The sequence below is a fragment of the Streptomyces sp. KL116D genome (assembly GCF_030766975.1).
GTDB lineage: Bacteria > Actinomycetota > Actinomycetes > Streptomycetales > Streptomycetaceae > Streptomyces > Streptomyces longispororuber_A.
In genome coordinates this window covers 370,848-395,990 of record NZ_JASERH010000084.1, presented here as the reverse complement: position 1 = coordinate 395,990, position 25,143 = coordinate 370,848, and the positions used below count along the sequence as shown (strand labels likewise).

26 protein-coding genes are annotated in these 25,143 nt (G+C 69.8%); 13 read left to right on the top strand and 13 right to left on the bottom strand.

Annotation, left to right across the window (positions count from 1 at the left end):
* Positions 1–994: 994 nt before the first annotated feature.
* Both RBJ77_RS34035 and RBJ77_RS34030 read right to left on the bottom strand, forming a co-directional pair.
* A complete protein-coding gene (locus tag RBJ77_RS34035; protein WP_372348624.1) occupies positions 995–1,582 on the bottom strand; it encodes a LysR substrate-binding domain-containing protein in 588 nt (195 codons plus the stop codon).
* Positions 1,583–2,800: 1,218 nt separating this feature from the next.
* A complete protein-coding gene (locus RBJ77_RS34030; RefSeq protein ID WP_372348502.1) occupies positions 2,801–3,565 on the bottom strand; it encodes an SDR family oxidoreductase in 765 nt (254 codons plus the stop codon).
* A 203-nt stretch (positions 3,566–3,768) separates the two neighbouring features.
* On the opposite strand from RBJ77_RS34030, the gene RBJ77_RS34025 reads away from it, so the two are divergent.
* Positions 3,769–4,671: a helix-turn-helix transcriptional regulator gene (locus tag RBJ77_RS34025; protein WP_372348501.1), complete on the top strand. Its 903-nt coding sequence runs from the start codon at positions 3,769–3,771 to the stop codon at positions 4,669–4,671.
* A 339-nt stretch (positions 4,672–5,010) separates the two neighbouring features.
* Here RBJ77_RS34025 and RBJ77_RS34020 read toward each other — a convergent pair whose 3' ends face one another.
* From RBJ77_RS34020 to RBJ77_RS34010, 3 genes are all read right to left on the bottom strand, one after another.
* Entirely contained in the window at positions 5,011–5,466 is a 456-nt protein-coding gene (locus RBJ77_RS34020; RefSeq protein ID WP_372348500.1) for an SDR family oxidoreductase, read from the bottom strand.
* 23 nt (positions 5,467–5,489) lie between these two features.
* Positions 5,490–5,876, bottom strand: coding sequence for a nuclear transport factor 2 family protein (locus RBJ77_RS34015; protein ID WP_372348499.1), 387 nt, complete (start codon positions 5,874–5,876; stop codon positions 5,490–5,492).
* 79 nt (positions 5,877–5,955) lie between these two features.
* Complete coding sequence (locus RBJ77_RS34010) at positions 5,956–6,966, bottom strand: NADP-dependent oxidoreductase (protein WP_372348623.1); 1,011 nt, start codon at positions 6,964–6,966, stop codon at positions 5,956–5,958.
* Positions 6,967–7,057: 91 nt separating this feature from the next.
* Between RBJ77_RS34010 and RBJ77_RS34005 the strand changes: the two genes are divergently transcribed.
* From RBJ77_RS34005 to RBJ77_RS33990, 4 genes are all read left to right on the top strand, one after another.
* On the top strand, positions 7,058–7,636 hold the full coding sequence (locus RBJ77_RS34005; RefSeq protein WP_372348498.1) for a TetR/AcrR family transcriptional regulator: 579 nt from the start codon (positions 7,058–7,060) through the stop codon (positions 7,634–7,636).
* A gap of 395 nt (positions 7,637–8,031) precedes the next feature.
* The gene (locus RBJ77_RS34000; protein WP_372348497.1) at positions 8,032–8,517 is read left to right on the top strand and encodes a TetR/AcrR family transcriptional regulator; all 486 of its coding nucleotides are present in this window, start codon (positions 8,032–8,034) and stop codon (positions 8,515–8,517) included.
* A gap of 1 nt (position 8,518) precedes the next feature.
* Entirely contained in the window at positions 8,519–8,881 is a 363-nt protein-coding gene (locus RBJ77_RS33995) for a hypothetical protein (protein WP_372348496.1), read from the top strand.
* Positions 8,882–9,051: 170 nt separating this feature from the next.
* Positions 9,052–9,429 (top strand): nuclear transport factor 2 family protein, encoded by a 378-nt coding sequence (locus tag RBJ77_RS33990; RefSeq protein ID WP_372348495.1) that lies wholly within the window; start codon positions 9,052–9,054, stop codon positions 9,427–9,429.
* 71 nt (positions 9,430–9,500) lie between these two features.
* On the opposite strand, the gene RBJ77_RS33985 is transcribed toward RBJ77_RS33990, so the two are convergent.
* On the bottom strand, positions 9,501–9,938 hold the full coding sequence (locus RBJ77_RS33985) for a hypothetical protein (RefSeq protein WP_372348494.1): 438 nt from the start codon (positions 9,936–9,938) through the stop codon (positions 9,501–9,503).
* Between the two features lie 509 nt (positions 9,939–10,447).
* Here RBJ77_RS33985 and RBJ77_RS33980 point away from each other — a divergent pair.
* The gene (locus tag RBJ77_RS33980; protein ID WP_372348493.1) at positions 10,448–11,434 is read left to right on the top strand and encodes a lytic polysaccharide monooxygenase; all 987 of its coding nucleotides are present in this window, start codon (positions 10,448–10,450) and stop codon (positions 11,432–11,434) included.
* 144 nt (positions 11,435–11,578) lie between these two features.
* Here RBJ77_RS33980 and RBJ77_RS33975 read toward each other — a convergent pair whose 3' ends face one another.
* Positions 11,579–11,977, bottom strand: a complete 399-nt coding sequence (locus RBJ77_RS33975; protein WP_372348492.1) for a hypothetical protein — start codon at positions 11,975–11,977, stop codon at positions 11,579–11,581.
* A gap of 149 nt (positions 11,978–12,126) precedes the next feature.
* On the opposite strand from RBJ77_RS33975, the gene RBJ77_RS33970 reads away from it, so the two are divergent.
* Positions 12,127–12,531 (top strand): hypothetical protein, encoded by a 405-nt coding sequence (locus RBJ77_RS33970; RefSeq protein WP_372348491.1) that lies wholly within the window; start codon positions 12,127–12,129, stop codon positions 12,529–12,531.
* Between the two features lie 126 nt (positions 12,532–12,657).
* The gene (locus tag RBJ77_RS33965) at positions 12,658–13,218 is read left to right on the top strand and encodes a DUF4383 domain-containing protein (protein WP_372348622.1); all 561 of its coding nucleotides are present in this window, start codon (positions 12,658–12,660) and stop codon (positions 13,216–13,218) included.
* A gap of 109 nt (positions 13,219–13,327) precedes the next feature.
* On the opposite strand, the gene RBJ77_RS33960 is transcribed toward RBJ77_RS33965, so the two are convergent.
* Together RBJ77_RS33960 and RBJ77_RS33955 are read right to left on the bottom strand one after the other, a co-directional pair.
* On the bottom strand, positions 13,328–13,939 hold the full coding sequence (locus RBJ77_RS33960; RefSeq protein WP_372348621.1) for a sigma-70 family RNA polymerase sigma factor: 612 nt from the start codon (positions 13,937–13,939) through the stop codon (positions 13,328–13,330).
* A gap of 115 nt (positions 13,940–14,054) precedes the next feature.
* Positions 14,055–14,279: a hypothetical protein gene (locus tag RBJ77_RS33955; protein ID WP_372348490.1), complete on the bottom strand. Its 225-nt coding sequence runs from the start codon at positions 14,277–14,279 to the stop codon at positions 14,055–14,057.
* Positions 14,280–14,444: 165 nt separating this feature from the next.
* Between RBJ77_RS33955 and RBJ77_RS33950 the strand changes: the two genes are divergently transcribed.
* A complete protein-coding gene (locus tag RBJ77_RS33950) occupies positions 14,445–15,488 on the top strand; it encodes a MerR family transcriptional regulator (protein ID WP_372348489.1) in 1,044 nt (347 codons plus the stop codon).
* A 102-nt stretch (positions 15,489–15,590) separates the two neighbouring features.
* On the opposite strand, the gene RBJ77_RS33945 is transcribed toward RBJ77_RS33950, so the two are convergent.
* From RBJ77_RS33945 to RBJ77_RS33930, 4 genes are all read right to left on the bottom strand, one after another.
* Positions 15,591–16,391, bottom strand: coding sequence for an inositol monophosphatase (locus tag RBJ77_RS33945; RefSeq protein ID WP_372348488.1), 801 nt, complete (start codon positions 16,389–16,391; stop codon positions 15,591–15,593).
* 189 nt (positions 16,392–16,580) lie between these two features.
* Positions 16,581–18,134 (bottom strand): FAD-dependent oxidoreductase, encoded by a 1,554-nt coding sequence (locus RBJ77_RS33940; RefSeq protein ID WP_372348487.1) that lies wholly within the window; start codon positions 18,132–18,134, stop codon positions 16,581–16,583.
* Positions 18,131–18,853: a class I SAM-dependent methyltransferase gene (locus RBJ77_RS33935; RefSeq protein WP_372348486.1), complete on the bottom strand. Its 723-nt coding sequence runs from the start codon at positions 18,851–18,853 to the stop codon at positions 18,131–18,133. The genes RBJ77_RS33940 and RBJ77_RS33935 overlap by 4 nt, the downstream gene beginning before the upstream one ends.
* Before the next feature lie 29 nt (positions 18,854–18,882).
* Positions 18,883–20,070 (bottom strand): lycopene cyclase family protein, encoded by a 1,188-nt coding sequence (locus RBJ77_RS33930; protein WP_372348485.1) that lies wholly within the window; start codon positions 20,068–20,070, stop codon positions 18,883–18,885.
* 215 nt (positions 20,071–20,285) lie between these two features.
* On the opposite strand from RBJ77_RS33930, the gene RBJ77_RS33925 reads away from it, so the two are divergent.
* The 4 genes from RBJ77_RS33925 to RBJ77_RS33910 are packed head-to-tail and all read left to right on the top strand — an operon-like array spanning position 20,286 to position 25,133.
* Positions 20,286–21,563, top strand: coding sequence for a polyprenyl synthetase family protein (locus tag RBJ77_RS33925; protein ID WP_372348484.1), 1,278 nt, complete (start codon positions 20,286–20,288; stop codon positions 21,561–21,563).
* Complete coding sequence (gene crtI, locus RBJ77_RS33920) at positions 21,560–23,098, top strand: phytoene desaturase family protein (RefSeq protein ID WP_372348483.1); 1,539 nt, start codon at positions 21,560–21,562, stop codon at positions 23,096–23,098. The genes RBJ77_RS33925 and crtI overlap by 4 nt, the downstream gene beginning before the upstream one ends.
* Positions 23,095–24,129, top strand: coding sequence for a phytoene/squalene synthase family protein (locus RBJ77_RS33915; RefSeq protein ID WP_372348482.1), 1,035 nt, complete (start codon positions 23,095–23,097; stop codon positions 24,127–24,129). The genes crtI and RBJ77_RS33915 overlap by 4 nt, the downstream gene beginning before the upstream one ends.
* Positions 24,126–25,133, top strand: a complete 1,008-nt coding sequence (locus tag RBJ77_RS33910; RefSeq protein WP_372348481.1) for a DUF5914 domain-containing protein — start codon at positions 24,126–24,128, stop codon at positions 25,131–25,133. Before RBJ77_RS33915 ends, RBJ77_RS33910 begins: the two co-directional genes overlap by 4 nt.
* Positions 25,134–25,143 lie beyond the last annotated feature (10 nt).

The window sequence follows — 25,143 nt, the reverse complement described above, 5'->3', positions numbered from 1 at the left end:
CCCGATCGCCTCCAGCCACTGGCGGGCCTTCGTGCCCCTGCCGGACGCATCCACGACTGGCAGGTCCGCCTCACTGGCCCGTTCCTTCCTCGGGAAGCGCCGGAGCGATCCCGCACCAGCACGCGTCAAGCGCGAGGCGTCACCGAGGAACCCGGCGAGCGTCGGTCCCTCCACCACGTCGATCACCGGATGGGCAAGTGACGCGCCGCCGTACCAGCTCCTCCCAGCTGCGCCCGGAGCCGGTATAGATGTGCGACATCGTCGGCGGTCGTCTGAACCAACTTGCCCGTCCTGCCACAGCACCATGTCCGAGGGCATCCCGACGCTGGCGGCGCCCGAGCCGCCGCAGCTCGGCCAGGAACCCCGGCAGCAGCGACTCCAGCGCCAACTGCCCCGCCCTCCAGCAGGACATGTGGATGCCGGGCTGCGGCACGCCGGGCCGATGTCCTGCACCATCCGTGGAACCGGTCCCGCTCCACGACCGTCACCCGGTCGGCATGCTCGGCCAGGACTGTGCGCAGCGAGCAGCCCCGCGAGCTCCCACCCACGACAGCGCAGCGTGCCGCGTCCCCGTCCCCCGACCGGACCCGGACGACCTGACCTCCGCGTGAATTCCACTGCTCCGCTCAGCCTCTCAAGCCTCTTAATCGTCAGACAGACCCAGTATCCCGCTATGCAGGGCGAGTTGGGGTCCGACTGAGCTCATGCGGCCAGCCGCGGACAGCGGCGTCACCTGGTGGCGTCGATGGGGACGGCGGTCGGCGCGCCGCGATGGCAGGTGACGGCGGTCAAAGCCGTGTTGCTGCGCAGTGCTGGATCAGCCCGGCGAGAGCGAGAGGAGACGGCTGTAGCGCGGGCCAGGCGATATGGGTGACGACGGGAGGTGCGTCGGTCAGGGACTGCGGTGATAGCTCGGCCCACAGCAGCCAGGCGCGGGCCGAGTCCGGGAAGCACGTGCCACGGTGCGTCCGAGGGCGATCCGTCGCCAGCGCGTCTAGCTCGTGGATCTCGCCCGGGCCGGGTGAGATGACGTGCTCTCTGCTGGAGACCAGACGGGCGAGACGAGAGAGATCGATGTCGACAATGATCGTCGCTCAGGACAAGGCGTCTGCGCAGCGAGGCGGTGCCCGGCGAGCAGGACGGCGATCTGCCCCTCAGTCATCAGTTCTTCGCTGTCGAACCCGGCGAGGGAGTTGAACGGCGCGTGCATGAGCGCCACGTCAGCACGGCCGTCGCGCAGCATTCCTTCTTGATCACGCAGTGCCGCTCGGCGGCATACCTCGACGTCAACGGCGTCGGGCTCGGCCGCGTAGGCGTCGAGGAGCTTGTGCAGCAGTTCGTGGGACGCGCCGGCCTTCACCGCCAGGCAGAGACGCTTTCGGGGGCCGCCCGACGTCTCGGCGCCACCGGCGCGAGCGGGTGCAGCGGCGAACGGCGGCGCGGTCGCATGTCGAGGCTGCGCGGCGCGTGCAACAGCACCTCGGCGTCGGTCAGAGAGACGCCGCGGCGGTTGCGTTCCAACAGAGACCCCGAGGCGTCGCTCCAGCTGCTGGATCGCCCGGGACAGCGGTGGCTGGGCCATGCCGAGGCGCTCGGCGGCACGGCCGAAGTGCAGTTCACTCCGCGACAGCGGCATGACGTACCTCGGCTCGCGGGTGCTCCAGGTGTCCCGCTGACCACAGCGTAGCGCGGTGATACCCGCCAGGTATGACAGGGCGCCGTATCGGTATTGGAAGCAGCACCGGACCGCGGGGCGAGCATCGACGACATGAGCGTAAACCACGAGCGCACGCTTCGCATCACCGGCCGGCGCCTGGACCCTGGCGATCTGACCGTCACGCTTCGGCTACGGCGCCATGCAGCTGGCAGGCCCCGGCGTCATGGGCCCGCCGGCAGACCGCGACGGCACGCACTCGCCGTCCTGCGCGAAGCCGCCGCCCACGGGATCACCCGCATCGACGCCGCGGCGCATACGGACCACGCGTCACGACCAGCTGATCCGTGAGGCGCTGCACCCTACTCTGCATCGCTGCACATCGTGACCAAGGTCGGTGCGGTCACGCGATCAACAGGAGGCTGGCCTCCGGCCGGGAGCGCGAGGAGTTGCGCCGCGCGGAATCCACGAGAACCTCGAGGATCTCGGCCTCGATTCGCTCGAGGCTGTGCAAGTCTCCGGCTCGAAGGCGGTACGCGCAGAGGGCCGGCCCGGCTCGCTCGCCGAGCCTTCGAGGCCTCGTCGAACATCTCGGCGATGCAGGCTAGATCCGGCTACCTGGGAGTAAGATATACGTTTTCGACGGTGCGCACGGTGCCGAGGCACTAGCGAGTCTGCAGCCGATCGATGTGCGTGCAGCTATGTGCAACCTCGCCCATTCGCCATGGGACAGACGAAAACGCGTGATCTGACGATCTCGCCGATCTAGGCATCGCGTACGTGCCGATCTTCGCTCGGCGGCTCGCCGCTGCGGTCATGGCTGGCTCTCCGCCGTGGCCGACCGGCTTGGTGCCACGCATCGATGTCGGTCTGCATCCTGGCCTGGCTGCTGCGGCGGTCGCCGAACATCCTGCTCATCCCCGGCTACCTGCGATCAGGTGTTGGCCACCTGCGCGAGAACATCGCAGGGCGGGACTTTCCCTCTCCGACGAGGACCTCGCCGAGTTGGACAAGATCAGCCACTAGCAGGACGAAGCTCCTGGAGATGGGCATCCGGCCCGCCACGTCGTTCGGGCCAGGGCCGGATCGCCCACGACCAGAGCACCGCCTGTGCCCTCAGAGCAGCCATCGGGCGGAAGGCCACCGTCAGGCTCGACGGCTCGGAGCATGGTCAGGGCCACCTGCTGAGCGCTGGGCGACGAGGTCGTCGTAGGTGCCGTCACGCTCAGCCCAACGGTGCACGAGGACCTTCTTCACGAGGATCTCGTGAGGGGTGGGGTCCTGCGAGAGCAGGTCCATGACCTCGGTGGCGAAGTCGTCGAGCGGCAGCGCGTGCGGGTTCACCTCTTCCTGTCCTGCCGTGGCAACGGCAGGGGGGACGAGTTCGACGACGTCGACACCAGTGCCGTCGAGCTGCGCGCGCAGCGCCTCTGAGTAGGCATGCACCGCGGCCTTCGACGCGGCGTAGCTGGGCATGGGCGGGAACGGCAGGAAGGCGATGCCGGAGGTGACGGTGACGAAGGTGCCGGCACCCTGCCGGATCAGGTGCGGGGTGAAGGCGTCGATGACGCGGATGGTGCCGAGCAGGTTGGTGCCGATCGTCGTTGCCGCGTCCTCGAAGTGCGCAGGGTCGCGCAGGTCCTCCAGGAGCATGACGCCCGACATCGTCACCACGGTGTCCAGCTCGGGGTGTCGGGCGAGCACGGCGTCCCGGGCAGACGCGACGGAGGCACTGCTGCTGACGTCCACGCTGATCGTGCCGAAGCCCTCCCCGGCAAGCTCGGCAAGTGCTTCCGGGCTGCGGCCGCCAACGGCCACGGTGCTACCTGCCGCGGCGAACCGCCGGGCCAGTTCTCGTCCGATGCCGGAGGTCCCGCCGACGATGAAGACGGTGCGGTTGGAGAGATCCACGGGATCTGTCCCTTCAGTTCGGTCCAGGGCGCCGGCGGCGTTGAGGCCCGCGGCGCAGACAGTGATGCTCGCCGTCTCGTTGGAAGGTGGAAACGGTGCTGTCGCAGTCTTGACGGCATCCGCCCGGATGCGGCAGAGCCCTCGTCTTCCCTGGTCCTGACAGGGCCCCCTCTGAGACACGCGTACCGCATTACGGTGTCGGCATGAAGGATGAGGAATCCGGCAACCGGCTCGGCAGTTACCTTCGCGCCCGACGCGAGCTGGTCTCCCCAGCCCAGGCAGGACTCCCGCCCGGCGGCAACCGGCGCGTCCCCGGCCTGCGCCGTGAGGAAGTCGCACTGCTCGCCGGGATCAGTCCCGACTACTACCTGCGCCTGGAGCGGGGCCGCGACAAGAACCCCTCACCACAGGTCCTCGAATCACTCGCGCGTGTCCTGCACCTCGACGACGTCGAACAGACGTATCTCCTCGGCCTCGCGGCGGCACGCCCCAGGGCGCCGCGCCGCAAGCGCCCCGAGCACGTACCGGCACGGGTGCACGAGTTGCTCGCCCACCTCCAGATCCCCGCGTTCGTCGAAGGGCGCGCGTTCGATGTGCTGGCCTCCAACCCCATGGCCGTCGCGCTCTCCCCCCGCCTGCGACCTGGCCAGAACCGGCTCCGGTCCCTCCTCCTCGATCCCGAGGAACGGTCCTTCCACCAGGACTGGACGAAAGCCACCGCGGAGTTCGTCGCCGCCCTGCGCACCACCATCGGAAACGACACGCAGAACCCCCGGTTCGTCGAGCTGGTCGGCGAACTCGCGCTGTCCAGTCAGCGGTTCCGTACTCTGTGGGCCCGCCACGACGTCAGAAGTCTCGATGGCGGCACGACGACGGTCCATCACCCTGTCGTCGGTGAACTCCACCTGCACCGCGACAAACTCGCCGTCGAAGACGTCATCCTCGTCGTCTACTACCCCGACAAGGACAGCGACAGCGACGAGAAGCTGCAGCTGCTCGCCGCACTCTCACACCCCGAGCCCGCCGACACGGCGCACGACGGACCGGTGGACGGCCCGCACCGAAAGACACCTGATGAACAGGCACTGCCGCGACGCCGGGATTAGGGCGTATGGGGAGGCAGGGCGGGCCAACTCCCTTCTGGGGCCATCCGCTTAGAAGATCTCCACGGTTCGCGGGTACTGCCGACTTCCCGACCGTGGGGGCCTCTGCTTTTGAGTCTATGAAGGAATGGGGAACGGGAATGGCACGCAAGGCTCCGCCCCGGTGAGGGGCCGATCTCGTCGGACGTCGTACCGCGCCGACGCGACTGCTCGCGGGGGCGTGGCCGGGTGCCCAGGACAACGGAACGGTTGTGCCCGGCCCCTGTCTGCCGCAGCGGCGTGGCCGCCATGCCGGAAGGTCGGAGGTCGGCATGGCGGCCGCACCGCTGCGCGCCTGCAGGTTCAGATGCCGAGACTGAGTCCGAGCCCGCCGGCGACCGCGATCTCCTGGCCGGTGACGTAGCCCGCAGCGTCCGATGCGAGGAAGGCGACGGCCTCGGCCACCTCCTCGCTGGTCGCGAACCGCTGGAACGGGATGCCCGCGCCCATGGCCTCTCGTGCCTCCGCCGGAACGCCGAGCTTGTCGTACAGCGGGGTCGCGGTCGATCCAGGGCTCACGGCGTTCACACGGATCCGTCGCGGAGCCACCTCAAGCGCGAGCGTCGGCAACAGCGCCAGCAGCGCCCCGCGCGTCGCCGCGGCCAAGGTGGCACCGGGAACTCCTCGGTCAGCCCCGACCATTCCGACCGTCAGGACGATCGCGCCGCCGTCGACGAGCAGGGGCAGCGCCTTCTGCAACGTGAAGTACTGGCCCTTGAAGTTGACGTCGACCGACTCGTCGAAGAGTTCTTCGGTCACGTCGGGGAGCGGGATGGACGCCCCTACTGGACGTGAGTGGGGCCTTGGCCGACCTGACCGCTGCCGAGGGCCAGAGCGGTCTCCTCGATCCGGACGAAGCGACCGTCGGGGTCTCGCTCCGCGAACACGTACACCTCCTGGCCGGCCCGTTCCCCGTCACGTTGAACCAGCTCGACGATGTGCCGCTCGGCGTAGCTGTTGCCATCGGTGAGCTCGTCCAGAACGGTGACCGTGAGGTGCTCGACGGTTTCCCGGAGCTGGACCACGCGCGCGAGGAACCCCGAGCGGTCGTCCCACGTTCCGTTCACACGCTGCCGGAAGGCAGGAGCGAAATGCCGGTCGACCGCCTCGTCCGCCGGCAGCTGCCGGTTGTTGAACAGGTCGTCGATGGCGTCCTTGAGAGTTGTCATCAGAAGTAGGTCCTTCTGTCGGTGTGAGCGATTCGTTCTCGTCGCGAAGTCGGCGAACGGCTCGTCGAACGGCTCGCCTTCACACCGCCGTGAGGACGATCTTGCCTTCGATGTGTCCGCGAGCAGCGCGTTCGTGTGCCTTCCGGGCGTCCGCGAGCGGGAACGTGCTGTCGATGGCGACGCGGAGCACACCCTTGCCGAGCAGGTCTCCGAACTCTTCGAGCTGAGGGCCGTTCGAGCGCACCTGAGTGCCCGAGGTCGTGACACCCAGCCGCGCGACCTCCGCGGAGTCGTAGGCGGCGACGAACACGTAGCACAACGCCCCACCACGCTTGAGTGTGCGCAGGAAGCGGCTGCTGCCGGGACCGCCGACAGTGTCGAAGACCAGGTCGACGTCACGAACGGCTTCCTCGGGAGGAGTCCTGGTGTAGTCGACGAACTCGTCCGCGCCGAGGTCGCGCAGGAACTGCTCGTGCGCGCCCGAGGCGACCGCGATGACACGTGCGCCCTTCCACTTGGCGATCTGCAGCCCCAGGTGTCCCACGCCGCCGGCGGCGCCGTTCACGAGCACCGTCATCCCCGCGTCGAGCGGCACCGGGCGGTGCTGCGCCTCTTGAAGCGGGTTCGGGTGATCGTGCCCGAGCTCGACCAGGTGCTGCCACGCGGTGAGTCCTGACATGGCCGCCCCTGCGGCGTGCACGTGGTCGACGCCGGCCGGCTTGCGGGCGAGGTCGGAGGCGGGCGCGGCCACGTACTCGGCGTATGCGCGGCCGTCGAAGCTGGGGAAGCGGAGCATGCCGAAGACTTCGTCGCCGACGGAGAAGCGGTCCACGTCCGCGGCGACGCCCACGACGACGCCGGACACGTCCGACCCCGGAATGACAGGGAAGCTGACGGGCGGCCTCAGCTCCGGAGGTATGCCGGGCATCCCGTCACGCAGGTACCAGTCGGGGGGATTGAGGCCGACCGCGTGAACCCGGACGAGCACGTGGCCCGGCTTCAGTTCCGGAACCGGCACGTCTTCGTAACGCAGCACCTCAGGACCACCGAACTCATGCAGCCTGATGGCCTTCATCGTGTTGGCCGACATCGTCTCTTCCTCGTTCCCGCAGATGGGATAGGCTTTCCGTAGCAGCGCTACGAATATACGTAGCACCGCTACGCTTGTCAAAGGAAGGCATATGAGAGCCGACGCCCGGAAGAATCACGACCACCTGCTCGCCGTCGCACGCGTCGTCGTCACCGAGCAGGGCGCCGACGCATCCCTGCGCGACATCGCCCGCAGGGCCGAGGTCGGACTCCCCACGCTGTACCGCCACTTCCCGACGCGAGAGGCGTTGCTCGACGCCTTGCTCCGCTCGAGCTTCGACGACCTGGCCCAACAGGCGTCCGAGCTGGAAGGAGCGAGCTCGCCCAAGGACGCTCTCGTCACGTGGCTGCGCGAATGCGTCGCGGTCGCACGTGAGTACCGGGGTGTCACCGAGCTGATGGCTGCCGCCATCGAGGACACCGAATCCGCACTCCACGCCTCATGCGTCACCATGCGCGCGGCAGGCACGCGGCTCCTCACTCGCGCCCAGGCCGAGGGCGCGGCGCAAACCGACATCGATGGCACAGAGTTGTTCGCCCTGATCGCAGCCCTCGCATGGCTCGGCGACCAACCCTCGTTCGCACCGCGCGCCGATCACCTCTTCGAGGTGATCGCGAGCGCGGTCCTCACGGATCAGGCAGGCAAGGGCATCCGGCAGGAACGCCGCTGATCTTCCTCCGCCCCTCGTGCCGGTGACTCCCTTCCAGCGGGCCGGCGAGCACGGACTCCTGGCATGGACCCGGCCCTGCCATGGCACCGGGCCGGGCCTGTTCAGACCCTCAAGGCAGGGGTGAGGGTTCACTCGAGTTGCGCATGAGCAACCACTCGACGAGCGGACGCTCCTGCACTCGAGGAGATCACAGGAGTTGCGCGCCCCGGCTCGGAGGCGGTTGCCGTGGTGCGTGCGGCCAGGCGGGTAGACAGGCAGACGGACAGATGGACAGACAGGCGGGCAGGCAGGCAGACAGACAGACAGACCGCGATCGCCAGGCGCGTCGCGTGGGTTCCACAGTTTAAGAACGGTCGTTCTTGACTACTCGTTCCTAAACTAGGTACGGTCAAGACATGGGACGACCTCGATCATTCGACACGGACAAGGCGGTGAGGGCCGCGGCCGTTCTCTTTGCTGCCAGCGGGTACGAGGGAACCTCCATCGACGACCTGACCGTCGCCACGGGTATGCACCGAGGCAGCCTCTACAACGTCTTCGGTTCCAAGCGAAGCCTGTACTTGAGAGCGCTCCGCGCCCACCTGGACCACGAGATCCTGCCCAGCACGGCCGCGATCGGTTCTCTCCCCGATGCCGAACAGGCGCGCTCAGCGGCGGTCGCCGCGTTCGACAACGGTCCGGCCGCCGGGTTCCTTCTCCTTGCCGCAGTCGAACGCGCACCGAAGGACCCCGACGTCGCGGACCTGGTGGCAGAGGCGTTCACCGCCCTGGAGGACGCCCTGCGCAGCGCCCACGCCGCCGACCCGCCGCACGAGGCCTCCACCGTACTCGGTAACCGCCTGCGCCTGCGCGCCCGCCCGACCACTTCACAGGAGGACTGACATGGCAAACGTTGATGTCGACCGCACACGAGGCATGCTGACGGTCCAGCTGACGGGTCTCGACCGGCTGTGGGCACTCAAGAGCCGGGTGGAAGTGCCACTCACCCAGGTCCGCGGCGCCACCCACGACCCCGGCATCGCGCACGAGCACAAAGGAGCCAAGGTCGGTGGCACCAACATGCCCGGTGTCATCACAGCCGGACGATTCCGCCGGCACGGCGACATGATCTTCTGGGCCGTCCGCAAGCCGGCCAACGCCGTCGTCGTCGAACTCACCGACGGCGCCCCGTTCCGCCGCCTCGTCGTGGAGACCGACGATCCGCGAGCCACCGTCGCCCTCGTCGAAGGCGCCATCCCGAACTGACGGGCGGGCCGCATACCTGTCGTACATCGACGGGCTCCGCAAAATCCGCAACGAAGCACGTCAGGTCCCGAACGCGGTCTCAGCCTTCTCCCAACCCCATAGGCGTCGCAGTCATGTTGGAAGGTGGCTGCTGAGAGCAGCGCACGCGAAACGGCTGGTATTACTGGGGTATGCAGGAAGACGCCGCACGCTCCGCGATCGACACGTTCATCTCCGCGTTCAACGCCTCGGACGACAACTATGTGACTTCCCTACTCTCCCAGGCCCTCACGTCAGACGTGGTCTTCTGGGGACCGTTGGGTCGCAGCGAGGGAATCGCCGCGGTCGAGCGGTTCGTGCTGGACATCCGGCGCCACCCGGCGGGAACCGGCACGATGGTGCGCTGCTCAGCTGTGGACATGCCTGACGAATGGGCCCGGTACCAGTGGGTCTTCACCACGCCTGACGGAGGGCCACGCCTGACGGGTACGGACGTCGTCCATCTGCGACGAAGCCTCATCGACCAGATCATCGTCTTCGCGGGGGAGATCGAGCCGTCCGCCCCCTGAGCCATCCATGTCATCTCGTCGGCCGGGCCCGGCTCACATGACATGCGTCTCCGCCCCCTGCGAAAAGTCGCTCACGCCCCATAGGCAGCCACCGTGAGCGTCTCCGCGAGCACCGCCCACAACGGCCAGGCGAACAGTCGCCCCGCCTCACTGCGCAGCCGGTGTTCCCGGTACTCCTCCGGGCTGTTCTGCCAGGCGCGGACGTTCAGGAAGTGCAGACCGAGGCTGCGCGAGAAGGTGAACCGGATGTGCAGATCGGAGCCGAGATCGTGTCCCGGGAGCGTGTCGATCTGCAGGAAGTCGTCGCCGACCAGCTCGACGCGCACCGGATTGCCACCGAGCAGATCGCACTCCCGGCCGACGTAGAGATCACCGTGACGGCACCCGCCGCTCACCGGGAACAACCAGAAGTGGTCGGTGAGCAGTTCACGGACGGCGTGCGGTTCGGTGAACGGATGAAACCCGAGGCCGTAGGCGTAGTCGTACAGGAATCTGACATCGGGGCACACGCTCGGCCGTGTCGCGCAGGGGTCGCGGGGCGCGGCCGCTGCTGCCTGACCGGCTGTCACCGAGCCCCACAGGAGAACGCCGCACAGGGCCATCGCCACGGTCGCGCACGCTGATCTCCGCTCCGGCTTCGCCACGGCTCGACGATAGGGCAGCCCGCCGGTCACGGCCTCTCGGCCCGGGCATCGGTGGGATCAGAGGAGCGCCGCCCGCAACGGCTGCCGGGTCCGCACGAGCAGCCGCTCGATGTCCGCGTTGACGTGCCGGCGGAAGTCGGCGCATGCCGCAAGGCCCTCGTCCGAGTCACCCCCTGCGCGCGGCGTCGCCGGGCCACTCGCGGGCCGATCGGTACACGGTTCTGCATCTGGATTCCGTCGGACCGGGCCGCGCAGATCCGGATCCAGACCCAGACCCAGATCCGGCCATTTGCGCGAGCGCGGCAACCTTTTCCCGCTCGGTGGCAACGACAGAGCGAGCCGCTCATCGGAGACTCCCAGAAGGAGACGTTCCCATGACCGTTCCCCGTCCGTCCGCCAGACCTCGCCTCCGCCACCGCGCCCGCCCATCAGCGCTCGCCGCGAGACTGGCCTCGCTGGCCGCCGCCACCGGTATCGCCGCGGCAGCCGTGATGGCCGTCCCCGGCACCGCCGCCGCGCACGGCGTGGCCATGGTGCCCGGATCGCGCACCTACCTGTGCTACAAGGACCTGCTCGCCAACTCCTCCACCCAGATGCCGGCCAACCCGGCCTGCAGGGCTGCTGTCCAGGAGGCGGGCACCACGCCGCTGTACAACTGGTTCGCGGTGCTCGACTCGAACGCCGGCGGCCGCGGCGAGGGATACGTCGACGACGGCACGCTGTGCAGCGCGGGCGACCGTAGCCCCTACGACTTCTCGCCGTACAACGCCGCCCGGACCGACTGGCCGGTCACCCATCTCACCGCGAACACCACCATCGAGGTCGACTACAGCAACTGGGCCCACCATCCCGGCCGGTTCGAGGTGTACGTCACCAAGGACGGCTTCGACCCGGAGCAACCGCTGGGCTGGGCCGACCTGGAGAAGGTACAGACCGTCCAGAACCCACCGCACTCGGGCGGACCGGGTACCGAAGCCGGCCACTACTACTGGGACCTGCAGCTGCCGGACCGTACGGGACGGCACATCATGTTCATCCAGTGGATCCGCTCGGACAGCCAGGAGAACTTCTTCTCCTGCTCCGACCTCGTCTTCGACGGGGGCAACGGAGAGGTCACAGGGTTGACCGGCGACGGCGGGTCCGCCCGCGCCGTGACGGCGAACCACGCCGGACAGGCACACACGAGCGCGCACACCACCGCGCACTCCCCCACACACACCACCGCGCACGCCACGGCTCACTCCGCCACGAACTCCTCCGGCGCAGATCGCGCCGTCCTTCTGGCCGGATCCGGTTCCCTGGCCCTGATCGGCGGTGTCCTCATCCACCTTCGCCGCCGCACGTTCAGCGACGACCGCTGACGCACCGCGCACCGGCGACCGCTCGAGTCTCGCCCCTCTGAACCGGCTCAGGACTCGGGCGGTCCCTCGCGTCGCGTCGGACAACGTGCCCGCCAGCGTGGTGCGCGTGGCCGGTGGAGCCGTGCACTGACAACCGCAGCTCGCTCAGTGCGCCCGCATACCCGTCGATGCGGCCGAACTGGCGAACTGGAACCTGAACTTGGTGCCGTCGATGACGTCGGTGGCGATGGCCTTCCATTCGCCCGCGGTGGTGGTCTTGTACTCGGACTGGCAGTAGTTGAGCCCGCCCCCGCTGGCGTAGAAGCAGACCTTGACCTTGCGGTTGGTGTTGGTCTTGATGTTGATGTCGGCGCAGTTGTCCGTCGCGAAGTAGAGGACACCCGCCGGCTGGAAGTTCGTATTGGACGGCTTGCTGTAGCTCCAGGCCTCGCCGTAGCAGGACCGGGCCGCCGCCCCCGCAGTGGTGGCGGTGCCACCGACGAGGCCGGCAGCCGCGAGTGCACCGGTCAGGGCGAACGTGACGAGCCGCTTGTGCTTGCGCATGGGAAATCCCCCGATGTCCGACGTGATCGAACCCTCATGCTCGCTGCCGCGAGGCACCACCGGTACCTGGAACTTTGCAGGGTCGGTGGGCGCAACTTCTGTGGTGCAGTGGCGCCTTGGCCGTCGCCCACACCGAAGGAGATCCCCTCATGTATGTCCGCACCCGGTTCGCAGCCTCGCTCGTGACCGGTGCCGTCGTCGCCGGCGGACTCGTCGGCGCCTCCGCCGGCACAGCCGGGGCCGCCGCCCGGTCCTGCTACGGCAGCGCGAGCAGCTACACCAAGGCGTCGGGCACCCACCTTTACCCGAACTACCCGACCTCTTTCTACATGGTGACAACCGCGAACTGCGCGGACATCAACATCAAGACGGACACCACCCGGTACGTGAAGGTGTGCTTCCAGCCTTCCAGCGGCGGCAGGGAATGCCAGAGCGACTACAAGCGCGCAGCGGCGGGCAGCTGGACGACTATCGCGACCGATGTGAAGGACAACACCCACTACCAGTTCTATTTCCGCAGCGATGCCAAGTCGACCGGGCAGGTCGCCGACTGAGGCCCTGGACCGACTGCCGTATGGGCAGCGGTCGAAAATTACAATTCGCCTGTGCAACCGTCCGGACCTATCGCGCTGAAGTACGGCTCGAGAGGCAAGACGAGTCAGCAGAAAGGCGACCTCATCATGGAACTCAAAGACGAGCTTCCGCTCGACCACCGACTGGCAGCGGTATATCGCTGGGGCGCGGCCTTCTGCGGCATCGTGCTGTTGGTATTCGGTTGCCTCGGATTCGCCGACGCGCTGAGACCGTTCGACACGGACGGCAGCCACATCGCAGGCATGAGTACGAACGGCACCCTGAGCCTGATCTCCGTCATCGTCGGGCTCGCCCTGATCGGCGGCGGCATCATCGGAGGGAACTTCGCGTCGACGCTGAACATGGTCGTGGGCACGTTGTTCCTGCTCAGCGGATTTGCCCACATCTTCATCCTTGACAAGGGTGCGAATGTGCTCGATTTCGGCATGTCCAACGTGCTCTTCAGCTTTGCCATGGGGCTGATCATTCTCACGTTCGGCATGTACGGCCGGGTGTCGAGCCGCTTGCCTCACGACAATCCCTACTGGCGGCAGCGGCATCCGCAGGAAGCGGCGAAGGAAGACCAGTCGCGTCGGGCGTTGCCGCACAACCCGTCAGCCGCAACGCCGATGCTGGAAAGCGCCAAAGGGCTCGAAACCGGGCAGTGAGACAACAGCAAATTTCCTGGCGGGATAACGGCTCATCCCGCCAGGATTCTCATCGACAATGCTTCGCACTCAAAGTGAAATCAAGGTCGGTGCCAGCAGCCGCGTCGCTTCAATCCGTACCCGCTTCACCGAGTCGCAGGCGCAGTCGGTTCAGCCCTCGTCGGGAGTGGCTCTTCACAGTGCCCAGAGGCCATCCCGTCACCGCGGCGATCTGCGTGTGCGTGAGATCGCCGTAGAAGGCCAATTCGAGAACCCGTCGCTGAGCCGTGGGCAGTTGCGCGAGCTCGTGCCACACCACGACCTGGTCGAGGACCTTGCGCGCCATGTCGTCCGTGGTCTGCGGTCGCAGGCTCAGTGTGCGCTCCGCAGCCGACACCAGGTCCGCTCGGCGGGTCCGTGCGGTGAGCGCATCGGCGACTTTGCGGCGGGTGATGCCGACGATCCATCCGGCGAAGGCGCCCCGTTCCCGGTGGTAGCCCGCGCGGCCGCGCCAGACGGCCAGGAACACCTGCTGCGTGACGTCCTCGGCCTCGCGGGTGTCGCCCAGTGACCGATACGCCAAGGTGTGCACGAGATGGCCCCAGCGGCGATAGGCGGCCTCCAGGCAGGCCTCGTCGCCGCGCTGCACTCCTTCGGCGATCTGCTCGTCGGCCAGTGACTCTTCGAGGGGCGCCCACAGGCGGTCGTTGTCCTGCGTCCGGAAGTTGCTCTGCGCGCGCATGGGCCGTGCCCTTTCGTCGCCGATGAGGTGATCTTCAATATGGCGACGTGAACGCGCGGAATCGACTTGCATCGAAACTGCGTCGATTGATGGGAGCCGGAGCGAGGCCTGTCCGCTACAGGTGTCTGCGGATCTCCTCCCAGACGTCGGCGGGAGGCAGAGCCGGCCTTGCCGGCCCGGCCCGGCCGGCTTCCAGGACCCGGAAGAACTCCTGGAGCGTCGTCGAGCAGGTCGCGCAGCGGCTCAGGTGTCGTTCGGTGGCATGGGGTGTGCCGTCTCCGAGGGCGATGAGCGCGAGGTCTGCGGACGATGGATGGCGGATCTGGGACTGGCCTGGCATCGGTCACCTCTGGCGGCCTGGCTTGCGGGGCGGAGCGAAACGGGTATGGCCCCGTCACCGGGCGTTCCGTCCGCCTTGGCGTATCGGATGCGGATGCGCATCGATCGCGGCCGCGGCCGTCCGCTCGCCTACCGCGCATCGCTTCTGCATCGCTATTCTTGAACCATGCATGTCGACGGAGTTCCTGAACCGCTGCTGGCGGGCCCTGATCCGCTGGACGCCGGTATCACTTCGGGGGTGCTGGCCCGTCGCCTCGGCCTCTCACCGACCACGCTTCGCTCCTGGTGCCAGCGATACGGCCTGGGTCCCGCACGGCACGAGCAAGGCCGCCACCGGCGCTGGTCCGCCCAGGATGTCGCGCTGGTCGAGGACATGTGCCGGCTGACGGCCTCGGGAGTCCCTCCCTCGGAAGCCGCGCGCGCGGCCAAGGCACGCGCCACTGTCACGAACCAGCACACGGGGCCGGGGCCTGACCCAGTACCTGCCTCACCCGCCGTGCCACAGCCTGCCGACGCACAGACAGTCGGCCCTGTCTCTGGCGGCCCGCCGACCAGCGCCGCACGTGCCCAGTGGCGCGGTCTCGCCCGGGCCGCGCTGCGTCTGCAGTCCGACGTCGTGGACGAGCAGTTGAACTCCTTCATTCAGGAACACGGAGTGATCGCGGCGTGGGAGGAGCTCATGATGCCGACCCTGCATGCGGTCGGCCGCAAGTGGGAGTCCGCCGGGGACCGCTACGTCGAGGTCGAGCACTTCCTGTCCTGGCACGTCTCCACCGCTTTGCGCAGCGCACGGCTTCTGCTGGACGCCGCCCGGACTCCCCGCGGCGGCCCGCCCGTGCTGTTGGCGTGCGTCCCGGGCGAGCAGCACACCTTGCCCATCGAGGCGGTCCACGCGGCCCTGCTGCAGTGCGGGCAGCCCGTGCGCATGCTGGGCGCCGCCCTGCCCTCCGAGGCGCTCATCGCGGCCGTGCGCCGCACGGGCCCGGTCTCCGTGCTGCTCTGGTCGCAGACACGGTCCCTGGCGAACACACCGCTCGCCGTCCATCTCACGCGCATGGCGTGGGGGGCCGCCGGCGCACGGCAGCAGGCCGCTCTGCTGCTCGCGGGGCCCGGATGGCGCGGCATCACGGTCGAGGGAGCGGCACAACCGCAAGGGCTGCGCGAGGCGGTCAACCTGCTCGCCCCAGGGACACCCCGTCTGTCCCGCTAGTGCCGCGGCCGGGGAGGGTTCGCCGGGACAGTCGTCCGGACGGCTGGATGTCCGGTGACGTCTGCCTCGACTGCTGGGGGCGTGCTGGCTGAGGTCGCTGCACTAGCTTCGGCTGCGGATCATCGACATCAGCAGCCGGTGGGTCTCGTCGTCGGCGGCGGCCACGAGCCCGCGTCCCTTCTCACCGATCGGGGCACCGTCGATCGCGGTGACCGTGCATCCGGCAGCCCGGCACAAAGCGATGCCGGCCGCGAAGTGCACGCTCTGGGAGAGGTCACCGCCATCGGTGACGTACGCGGCACGCTTGCCGGCCGCGACCCAGGCGAGCGCGAGCGTCGTGGACACGACGCGCGGCCGGAACCGTTCGACGAACTCAGGGTGGGCCAGTAGATCCACGGCCCGGAATCCCGGCGCACCGGGGAACGGCGGATCCAGGTTCACGTCCACCAGGCCGGTGACGGGCGTGGGCGTCAGCAGTACGTCGTCGGCCCCGTCGCGGCGCCCCCAGGCCTTCTCTCCGTCGGTGAAGAACACCTCGCCGCTGAACGGGTCGGCCACCGCCGCCGCCCCGTCGCGCAGCGCCACGTTGACGGCCACCAGCATGCTGCCGACGGCGTAGTTCAGCGTGCCGCACAGGGGATCCACCAGCCATTGGCGCACAGCGTCGGCATCGCCGTGCTGCCCGCCCTCCTCGCCGAGCACCGCGTCATCGGGCCGCGCGGCACGGATGATGCCGAGGATCGCCTTCTCGGCGTCCAGGTCGGCGTCGGTGGCAAAGTCCCCGGCACCCTTGTCGATGCGATGGAGGCGCCGGCCGTACATGGTGCGGACCACGTCCGCGCCGGCCCGCGCCCCGGCTATCGCGACGGCAGCATCATCGGCACTCGCGTATGAGTCGATCACGCCGTGCAGCCTATCGAGGCGACGTCACTGTCCCTGGCCGACTGCGAACCCTTTCCGGTCAGGGCACTGGAAGTGGCCGCCGGCTCGGGTCCAGTCGGGCGGCGGGCACGTGTCCGCACGGTCCACGGTTGCAACACCGCAACGCAGCCGCGTGGACCGTACCGCTGCGCTCGCCGGAGCCCAGCGGTCCTATGACGTCTTCGTCCACCGTGCCAGCTGCCGCAGCACGGGGCCGCGTCCGCGCACGGGAACGGTCCACAGCTCGTGCCCCCGCAGCCGCCACTGCTCCAGCAAGGCGTTGGCCGCGAGGGTGCCGCTGGTGGCCGCCCGTTCCATCAGCGCCACCGGAAGTCCGGTGCGCACCAGATCGCCGGCGATCATCAGGCGGGGGTTGCTGGTGTGCACGGTGGGGCGGTCCTGGTAGCCCGACACGGAGAACAAGGGGCAGTCCTGGCGCCATTCGTGGCGCGCGTCGATGATGCGGGCCGCCTTGGTCTCCGGATACACCCGGTGCAACTGGTCGATGAGGCCGTCCTGCTCGATGGTGTGGTCGGCCTTGTCCGCGACGGCGTAGGCGTGCAGTTCGACGACCGAACCGCCGGTGCGCCGCGACCAGTTGTGCGCCTCGTGCTCCCAGCGCTCCAGGACGCTGACGTTGTCCAGGCCGCCGTAGCCGCTCGTGCCGAGGAAGCCGGCCCGGTCGGCGGCGACCGGCCGGTCCAGCCACAGGCGGGACACCAGGAAGGGAGGCGCGGTCTTCAGGCGGGCGATGCGGTCGTACCAGGACGGGGCGGCCAAGCCGGGGCTGCGTGCGAGGAGTTGTTGAAGGCCGGTGGTGTCCAGGGCGAGGACACACGCGTCGTAGTGCTCACTGTGCGTCCCGGCGGTGAGGGTGAAGCCGCCGTCGGGCGAGGAGGCGATGTGGTCGACCGGCTCGGACACGTGGATCTCGGCGCCCAGCTTCTCGAGGTAGAGGGCGAGCGGGTCCCACAAGGCGGTCGGGAAGGGTTCGTTGGGCACGTCGAACAGCAGGCCCTCGGCGGAGCCCAGGAAGTAGATGTGGAACATCAGGACCATCTCGGCGGCGGACAGGCGCCGCGGATCGGCGAAGAAGCTGCGTGAGAACACCTCGAACGCCAGGTGGTGGGCCGCTTCCGGGAACCGGATCGCGTCCAGGAAGTCGTGCGCGCTGACCGAGTCCAGCCGGTCGTACACCTCGGGTACCCGCACGTCGAGCAAGGGAAGGGCCGCTCGGGCGTTCATCCGGGGCAGGTCGCCGACGGAGAAGGTGGGGCTTCGTACGGCGAAGCCGAGGGCGCTCCATGGCGGCGTCCTGGGAACGTGGCGGAAGCTGTCCCGCATGCCGTTCGCGTGCCACAGCGGGTAGTCGGGCAGCGGAGTCAGCCGTTCGAGGCGGGGATCGGTGCGGCGCAGCAGCGATCGCAGGTTGTAGTACTGGCGGAAGAAGGCGTGGAACCCGCGGCTCATCGTGACGGACGAGCCGTCGGCGAGCTCGGTGCTCCAGCCTGCCACGCGTCCGCCGAGGGTGGCTTCGCGCTCGAACAGGGAGACTTTCACGCCGCGTTCGGCGAGGGCCACGGCGGCGGCGAGCCCGGCGATGCCGCCTCCGACGACCGCCGTGGACGGTGGCGTCCCGATGGCCTCGGCTGCTCCGGGTGTGGCGGGAATGAGCGTCGCCAGCCGATCGAGGGCTCCCGGAGGCGTGCTGCGTCGGCCGTTCATCCGTGAGTCCGTTCCTGCGGCACCTGGCCGACGATGGTGTGGGTGATGCCGGTCTGCCAGCCGGGCAGCGGCAGGATCCTCACCCGGTCGAATCCTGAGGCCGCCAGGCGGCGGGCGAAGTGGTCGGCGGTGTCGAACTCGACGACGCTGCGCCACAGATGCCGGTACAGGGCGCCGTCCCCCAGCGCGGTGGTGACCGGGAGCAGTCCGGCGCAGACCGCGGACCACAGGGCGCGATGACGTCGTCTGCCGCTGAGGGTGTACTCGTGAACCGCCAGGCGGCCGCCGGGTTTCAGCATGCCGCGCACGGAGGTGAGGATCCGGTCGGGATCGGCGGTGTTGCGGAACAGGTAGGCGGCGAACACCGCGTCGAAGGGGCCGTTGATCCCGGCCGTGGCCAGTTCTTCGGCCGAGGTGTGGGCGAAGGTGACGCCGGTGGGCCAGTGCTTGCCGGCCGCCTGGGCCAGCATGCCGGCCGATGCGTCCACGGCGGTGATCTGCGCCTGGGGCAGCACCGACAGCAGCGCGGCGGTGGAGGCGCCCGTACCGCAGCCGAGGTCCAGGACGCGCAGTCCCTGCCCGTTGGAGGCGAGGCCCAGTCGGCGCGCCGAGCGCCGCAGGTGTGCGTGGTAGCCGGGATTGGCCGTGACCAGGGCGTCGTAGCTGCGCGCGGCATGGTCGAAGGCTGACGCGAGGGTCGCGTCGCGCAGGGTGGGCATGGATCTCCTCGCCGGGGGGCCTGGTCGGGTCAGGGTGCGGGGTGGGGTTGCAGCGGAAGGGCAGGGAGCTCCGCCGCGCTGCGCAGCAGGGACAGGACGGGGCTGTTCAGGCCGATCGAGAGATCCTCGTAGAGCGTGGTGTCGCCGTCGAGGAAGCGCAGCAGGCGCGGCGCGGGAACGCGTGAGAACAGCTGGGTGAAGAAGGCGGCGCCGTCGATGCGGCCCCGTGCCAGGCCGTGCAGCACCACGGCGTCCATGGCCATCGACCGCCGCGAGTGAGGGGCCGGCGGCACCGGGGTTCGTCCTTTCAGCAGAGCGTCGCAGATCGCCGCGGTCTGCCGCTGGATGGCGGCGAAGGTGTATCCCGTGGACGGACGCGTGGCACCTGAGGCCGCGCCGATCCGGAACACGCCCTGGCCGCTCTGCCGCGCGAAGCGGGCGTCGGTCATGGGGATGACGCCCTCCTCGCGCGCATCGACGCGGAAGTCCCGCACCGCGAGGACGTCGTGCAGATAGGCCCGCAGGGCGCTGTCGTAGCGGTCGGCGGGCAGGACGGACGCGGAGAACTGCGTGTACTCCACCAGCGCTGTGCGGGCGCTCGTCGGCAGCACGTAGGTGAAGGCCAGACCGTTCTCCGGCTGCGGCGTGCGGAAGTCCATCAGCTCGACCGAGTGCGGGTCGAAGACCGCCTGGTCCGTGCGGACGAACCAGCCCCGGAAGTGCTGGAGCAGGGTCGTGCGGGCCCGCGGCAGACTGCCCAGCGGCCGTGAGTCGAACACCCAGCGTGCGCTGCAGTTCTCGTAGCGGCCGTCGGCGGTACGGACCAGCACGCGCGGACCGTCCGGGCCGGCCTCGATGCTCTCGACGGTCCCCTCCATACGGACCAACGCGTCGTACTTGGCGAGACGCCGTCCGATCACGTCCTCGAAGTCAGGAGAGCGGATCATCTTGTACCGCAGCGCACCGGTGCTCGCGTCCACCAGATGCCCTCTTGGGCCGCGCACCCGCATCCGGTTCCAGGAGGCCGTGACCGCGTCGTCGTAGCGGCCCTCTCCCTGCTCCCAGAAACACCACGTCCGGTCCCTGGGCCGCAACGGGCCTGCGGGGGCGTCTATGAGGCGCACGGACAGGCCGTGCCCGGCCGGCGCTGCGGACAGGCGCTCCGCCAGTGACAGACCGGCGGCTCCCGCACCAATGATCACAACGTCGCACCGCATGGACACCACCCCGGGTTCGTCTCTGTACTCCGCTGCTCTTCTGTCGCCGCATCCGGCGCGGATGCGGGATCCGGGTGATGAATCAGGTTCCCGCGAGCAGCAGGAAGAGATTCGAAAAGGTGCTCCGGTTGCTGCAATCCAGCGCATCCGATCACGTGGGAGGCAGGGAAACGCCTACAAAGCTTCCCCGTCACCATCCCACCCAAGGAGCCGACATGCCCGCCCATCAGGCAGCTGGCGTCACCGCGACGGCTGCGCCACCACACGGGGCGGACCACGGTCCCGACCGGGCGGACCGAGGCGGCGACGCCGTCCGGGCCGGACAGCGTCGTCCGCGGCTGTCCGCGTGTGTGCGGCAGATCGACGCCGACGTGGCGCTGGCGGTGCAACGTCGCCTGGCCCCCCTGCTCGCCGGGCGTGCCGCGCAGGCCAGTGCCGTCGACGCGACCTTCGGTGCCGACGTCGCCCAACGCGTCGCGGACTTCACGGTGCGCGGCGGGCGGCGGACGCGCCCGCAGTTCCTCTGGTGGGGGCTGCGTGCGTGCGGACTGCCCGACGAGCGGCAGATCGACGCGGCCCTGCGTCTGGGCGCGGCGCTGGAGCTGATCCAGACCTGCGCCCTCGTGCACGACGACCTCATGGACGAGGCGGCCCGCCGGCGCGGCCGCCCGGCCATGCACGTCGCCCTCGCGTCGCAGTACGCGGACTCCGCGCGCGGGCACCGCACCCGATTCGGTGAATCCGCCGCCATCCTCGCCGGCGATCTCGCGCTGGCCTGGGCCGACGACGAGGCGGCCGCCCTCGACCTGCCGGGCCACCAGCTGACGCGGATCCGCGAGACCTGGTCGCAGATGCGCATGGAGATGGTCGCCGGGCAGTACCTGGACGTGCAGGGCGAGCACACACAGACGCGCTCCCTGAGCCACGCGATCCGCGCCGCGTGTCTCAAGACCGCCCTGTACACCGTGGAGCGCCCGTTGCAGCTGGGTGCGATCCTCGGCGGCGCGGACGAGGCCACCCTGCGGGCGCTGTGCTCGGCGGGCCGCGCCGCCGGGCTGGCCTTCCAGCTGCGCGACGACCTCGACGACGTCTTCGGGTCCGCCGATCGCAGCGGCAAGCCGGCCGCAGGTGATCTGCGCGCAGGCAAACCCACCTACCTGGTCGCGCTGGCCCACGCCCAGGCCGAACGAGACGGCGACCGACACGCTCTGCAGGTCCTGGGCCGTTGCCTGGGCCGGCCGGACCTCGACGCCACCGAACTGGACGAGGTCCGGCACGTCCTCGAACGCACCGGCGCCCGGCAGACCGTTCAGGCGAAGGTCCGCCGCCTGGTCGCGCAGAGCATGCGCCACCTGGGCACGGCCCCGCTCGACCCCGTCGCCCATGCCCGGCTGCGCCTGCTCCTGCAACAAGTGGCCGGAGCGGCCCCGCCCATGCCTCTCGCTGCGGCGGCCGGGAGCCGGCCCACCGCCGTCGAGGGAGCGTCGAGGTGAAGACCGTCGGCGGAAAGACCGACCACGTGGTCGTCGTGGGCGCGGGACTGTCCGGCCTCGCCGCCGCCCTCCATCTGCTGGGCGCCGGACGCCGCGTCACCCTCGTGGAGCGCGACGACCGTCCTGGAGGCCGTGCGGGACGTCTCACCCGAGGCGGCTACCGGATCGACACCGGCCCGACCGTGATGACCATGCCCGAGCTGGCCGACGAAGCCTTCGCCGCGGTCGGCGAACGCCTTGCCGACCGCGTCGAGCTCATCGCGCTCCACCCCGCCTACCGGGCCTCGTTCGCCGACGGCAGCACCCTCGACGTCCACACGGACGCGCAGGCCATGCGGCACGCCGTCGAGGAGTTCGCCGGCCCGCAGGCAGCCGCCGGCTACGAGCGGCTGCGGCACTGGCTGCAGCGTCTCTACCAAGCGCAGATGAAGCACTTCATCGACGCCAACTTCGACTCACCACTGCAACTGCTCACCCCTGACCTGGCACGCCTGGCCGCGCTCGGCGGCTTCGGCCGGATGGACGCCCAGATCGGCCGGTTCATCAAGGACGAACGGCTGCGCCGCGTCTTCTCCTTCCAGGCCCTGTACGCCGGAGTGGCACCGGCCCGCGCCCTGGCCGCCTACGCCGTCATCGCCTACATGGACACCGTCGCCGGGGTCTACTTCCCCCGGGGCGGCATGCACGCCCTCCCCCAGGCCATGGCCGACGCCGCCCGGGCAGCCGGCGCCGACCTGCGCTTCGGCCGCACCGTGGAACGCCTCGAACGCCGCGGCGACCGCGTCACCGCCGTGGTCACCAGCGACGAACGCATCCCTTGCGACGCCGTCGTCCTCACCCCCGATCTGCCCGTCACCTACCGTCTGCTCGGCCGCACACCGCGCCGCCCTGCGTCCATCCGGCACGCCCCGTCGGCGGTCATCCTGCACGCGGGCACCGACCGCACCTGGCCCCAACTGGCCCACCACACCATCTCGTTCGGCTCGGCCTGGCACGAGACCTTCGACGAACTCACCCACCAGGGACGCCTGATGAGCGACCCGTCCCTGCTCATCACCCGGCCCACCGCGACGGACCCGACCCTGGCTCCCCCCGGACGGCACCTGCACTACATCCTGGCGCCCTGCCCCAACACCGACATCGGACCCAGCGCGGCCCAGTGGGGCGACCTGGCGCCCCGCTACCGCGGCGAACTCCTCGCCGAACTGGAACGACGCGGCCTGGACGGCATCAGCGACTCGCTGGACGAACACTGCCTCGTCACCCCCGCCGACTGGCACGCCCAGGAACACGCCGCCGGCACCCCGTTCTCCGCCGCGCACACCTTCGCCCAGACCGGACCGTTCCGCCCCCGCAACCTCGTACGAGGCACCGCCAACGCGGTGCTCGCCGGCTGCGGAACCACCCCCGGCGTCGGCGTGCCCACCGTGCTGCTCTCCGGCAAGCTCGCCGCCGCCCGCATCACCGGCTCCCTCACTCCCCCGCCCTCCCGGGCCCGCCGCAGGCTCAAGACCCTTGGAGGAACGCCCTCGTGACCGCCCGAGAACTGGACGCCGCAGGCATCACCGACCCGACCCTGCGCAGCGCCTACACCCACTGCCGCCGGCTCAACGCCCGCCACGGCAAGACCTACTTCCTGGCCACCCGGCTGCTGCCCGCCCACCGGCGGCCCGCCGTGCACGCGCTGTACGGCTTCGCCCGCTGGGCCGACGACATCGTCGACTCCCTCGACGACCAGGGCTCCCCGCACGAACGCGCCGCCGCGCTGGAGGAGTTGGCGGCCCGCCTGCACAGCGGTCTGCGCACGGGCCGCAGCAGCGAACCCGTCGTGCAGGCCCTGGCCGACACGGCGCAGCGCTACGCGATCGACCCCCGCCACTTCCACGACTTCATGAAGGCGATGCGCGACGACCTCACGGTCACCGACTACCCCACGTACGCCGACCTCAGGGGCTACATGCACGGTTCGGCGGCCGTGATCGGACTGCAGATGCTCCCCGTCCTGGGCACCACCGTTCCGCGCCCCGAGGCGGAACCGTACGCCGCGGACCTCGGCGTGGCCTTCCAGCTCACCAACTTCCTGCGCGACGTCGGCGAGGACCTCGACCGCGGACGCGTCTACCTCCCCGCCGATCTGCTCGCCGCCCACGGAGTGGACCGCGACCGACTCCGGTGGAGCCGCGACACCGGCCGTCAGGACCAGCGCGTCACGCAGGCGCTCAGAGCGTTCGAAGCGCTGACCCGGGACGTCTACCGGCAGGCCGTCCCGGGGATCGCCATGCTGTCCCCGGTGTCCCGCCCCTGCATCCGCAGCGCCTTCGTCCTCTACTCGGGCATCCTCGACGCCATCGCCGACGACGGCTACCGCGTCCTGCACCGCCGCGCCGTCGTCCCCCGCCGTCGCCGCGCCGCGGTCGCTCTCGACGGACTGGCCCGCATCCTGCACGCCCGGATCCGCCACGGCGCCACGCGCCCCGTGACCGCCCCCCATGCCGCGACCTCCCCGAACGCCCCCGTGAGCGACGCCTTCGGCCTCGCTTCCCCCGCCCACCGGGAGGCAGCGTGAACAACCGGCCCTCCCGCCCCCGATTCCCCCTGGCCCTGCGCAGGAATCCGCAGGCATGGGACCGCCAGGAGCCCACCTGGCGCGCAGCACAGGCTTCCGTCATCGAGGCCGCGCTCAAGCGCTCCCAGACCCGTCCCTCAGGCAACTGGTACGTCGTGGGCGCCAGCCGTGACGTGCCGGCCAAGGCGCCGATCGGCCGTACCGTGGCCGGCCGCGAACTCGTCGTATGGCGCGACGCGGAAGGCCGTCCGGCCGCCGGCCCAGGCGCCTGCCCGCACCTGGGCGCCCCGCTCAAGGACAGTCCCGTACGCTGCGGAACCCTCGTCTGCCACTGGCACGGGCTCGCGCTCGGCAGCGCGGGCATGCCCGGCTGGCGGACCCTGCCGGTCCACGACGACGGGGTCCTGCTGTGGGTCCGTCTCGACGGCGCGGGCGGCGAGCAGCCCCTGGAACACCCCGTCGTTCCCGCACGACCTGAACTCGCGCGCTCCGTGGCCGCCGTCTACACCGGCGTCGGCCGCTGCGAGCCCGAGGACATCGTCGCCAACCGTCTCGACCCCTGGCACGGCGCCTGGTTCCACCCCTACTCGTTCGTCGACCTGAAAGTGACCGGCAGCCCTCAGGGAGACGCCGACGACTCCGACCGCTTCGCCGTGGACGTCTCCTTCAAGCTCACCTCGCGGCTCGTCGTCCCCGTCCGCGCGGTCTTCACGGCGCCGGAGCCCCGCACGGTCGTCATGCACATCACGGACGGCGAAGGAAGCGACTCGGTCGTCGAGACACACGCCACCCCGCTGACCCCGCCCGACCATCCCGCGCCCCGCACGGCCGTGGTGGAGGCCGTGATCGCCACCTCCGACCGCACCGGCTTCTCCGTCGCACGCCACGCGTCCGTCGCGCTGCGCCCTTTGATGCGCAAGGCAGCGGGACGACTGTGGCGCGACGACCTCGCCTACGCCGAACGCCGCTGCACGCTCCGCACGAGGCCGAACCTGCCCTACTGACCCCCGCCCC

Coding starts and splice junctions, on each gene's coding strand:
- RBJ77_RS34035 (WP_372348624.1), bottom strand. CDS start 1,582: ATGGCCCAGCCACCGCTGTCCCGGGCGATCCAGCAGCTGGAGCGACGC.
- RBJ77_RS34025 (WP_372348501.1), top strand. CDS start 3,769: ATGAAGGATGAGGAATCCGGCAACCGGCTCGGCAGTTACCTTCGCGCC.
- RBJ77_RS34015 (WP_372348499.1), bottom strand. CDS start 5,876: ATGACAACTCTCAAGGACGCCATCGACGACCTGTTCAACAACCGGCAG.
- RBJ77_RS34010 (WP_372348623.1), bottom strand. CDS start 6,966: ATGTCGGCCAACACGATGAAGGCCATCAGGCTGCATGAGTTCGGTGGT.
- RBJ77_RS34005 (WP_372348498.1), top strand. CDS start 7,058: ATGAGAGCCGACGCCCGGAAGAATCACGACCACCTGCTCGCCGTCGCA.
- RBJ77_RS34000 (WP_372348497.1), top strand. CDS start 8,032: ATGGGACGACCTCGATCATTCGACACGGACAAGGCGGTGAGGGCCGCG.
- RBJ77_RS33995 (WP_372348496.1), top strand. CDS start 8,519: ATGGCAAACGTTGATGTCGACCGCACACGAGGCATGCTGACGGTCCAG.
- RBJ77_RS33990 (WP_372348495.1), top strand. CDS start 9,052: ATGCAGGAAGACGCCGCACGCTCCGCGATCGACACGTTCATCTCCGCG.
- RBJ77_RS33980 (WP_372348493.1), top strand. CDS start 10,448: ATGACCGTTCCCCGTCCGTCCGCCAGACCTCGCCTCCGCCACCGCGCC.
- RBJ77_RS33975 (WP_372348492.1), bottom strand. CDS start 11,977: ATGCGCAAGCACAAGCGGCTCGTCACGTTCGCCCTGACCGGTGCACTC.
- RBJ77_RS33970 (WP_372348491.1), top strand. CDS start 12,127: ATGTATGTCCGCACCCGGTTCGCAGCCTCGCTCGTGACCGGTGCCGTC.
- RBJ77_RS33965 (WP_372348622.1), top strand. CDS start 12,658: ATGGAACTCAAAGACGAGCTTCCGCTCGACCACCGACTGGCAGCGGTA.
- RBJ77_RS33960 (WP_372348621.1), bottom strand. CDS start 13,939: ATGCGCGCGCAGAGCAACTTCCGGACGCAGGACAACGACCGCCTGTGG.
- RBJ77_RS33955 (WP_372348490.1), bottom strand. CDS start 14,279: ATGCCAGGCCAGTCCCAGATCCGCCATCCATCGTCCGCAGACCTCGCG.
- RBJ77_RS33950 (WP_372348489.1), top strand. CDS start 14,445: ATGCATGTCGACGGAGTTCCTGAACCGCTGCTGGCGGGCCCTGATCCG.
- RBJ77_RS33940 (WP_372348487.1), bottom strand. CDS start 18,134: ATGAACGGCCGACGCAGCACGCCTCCGGGAGCCCTCGATCGGCTGGCG.
- RBJ77_RS33935 (WP_372348486.1), bottom strand. CDS start 18,853: ATGCCCACCCTGCGCGACGCGACCCTCGCGTCAGCCTTCGACCATGCC.
- RBJ77_RS33930 (WP_372348485.1), bottom strand. CDS start 20,070: ATGCGGTGCGACGTTGTGATCATTGGTGCGGGAGCCGCCGGTCTGTCA.
- RBJ77_RS33925 (WP_372348484.1), top strand. CDS start 20,286: ATGCCCGCCCATCAGGCAGCTGGCGTCACCGCGACGGCTGCGCCACCA.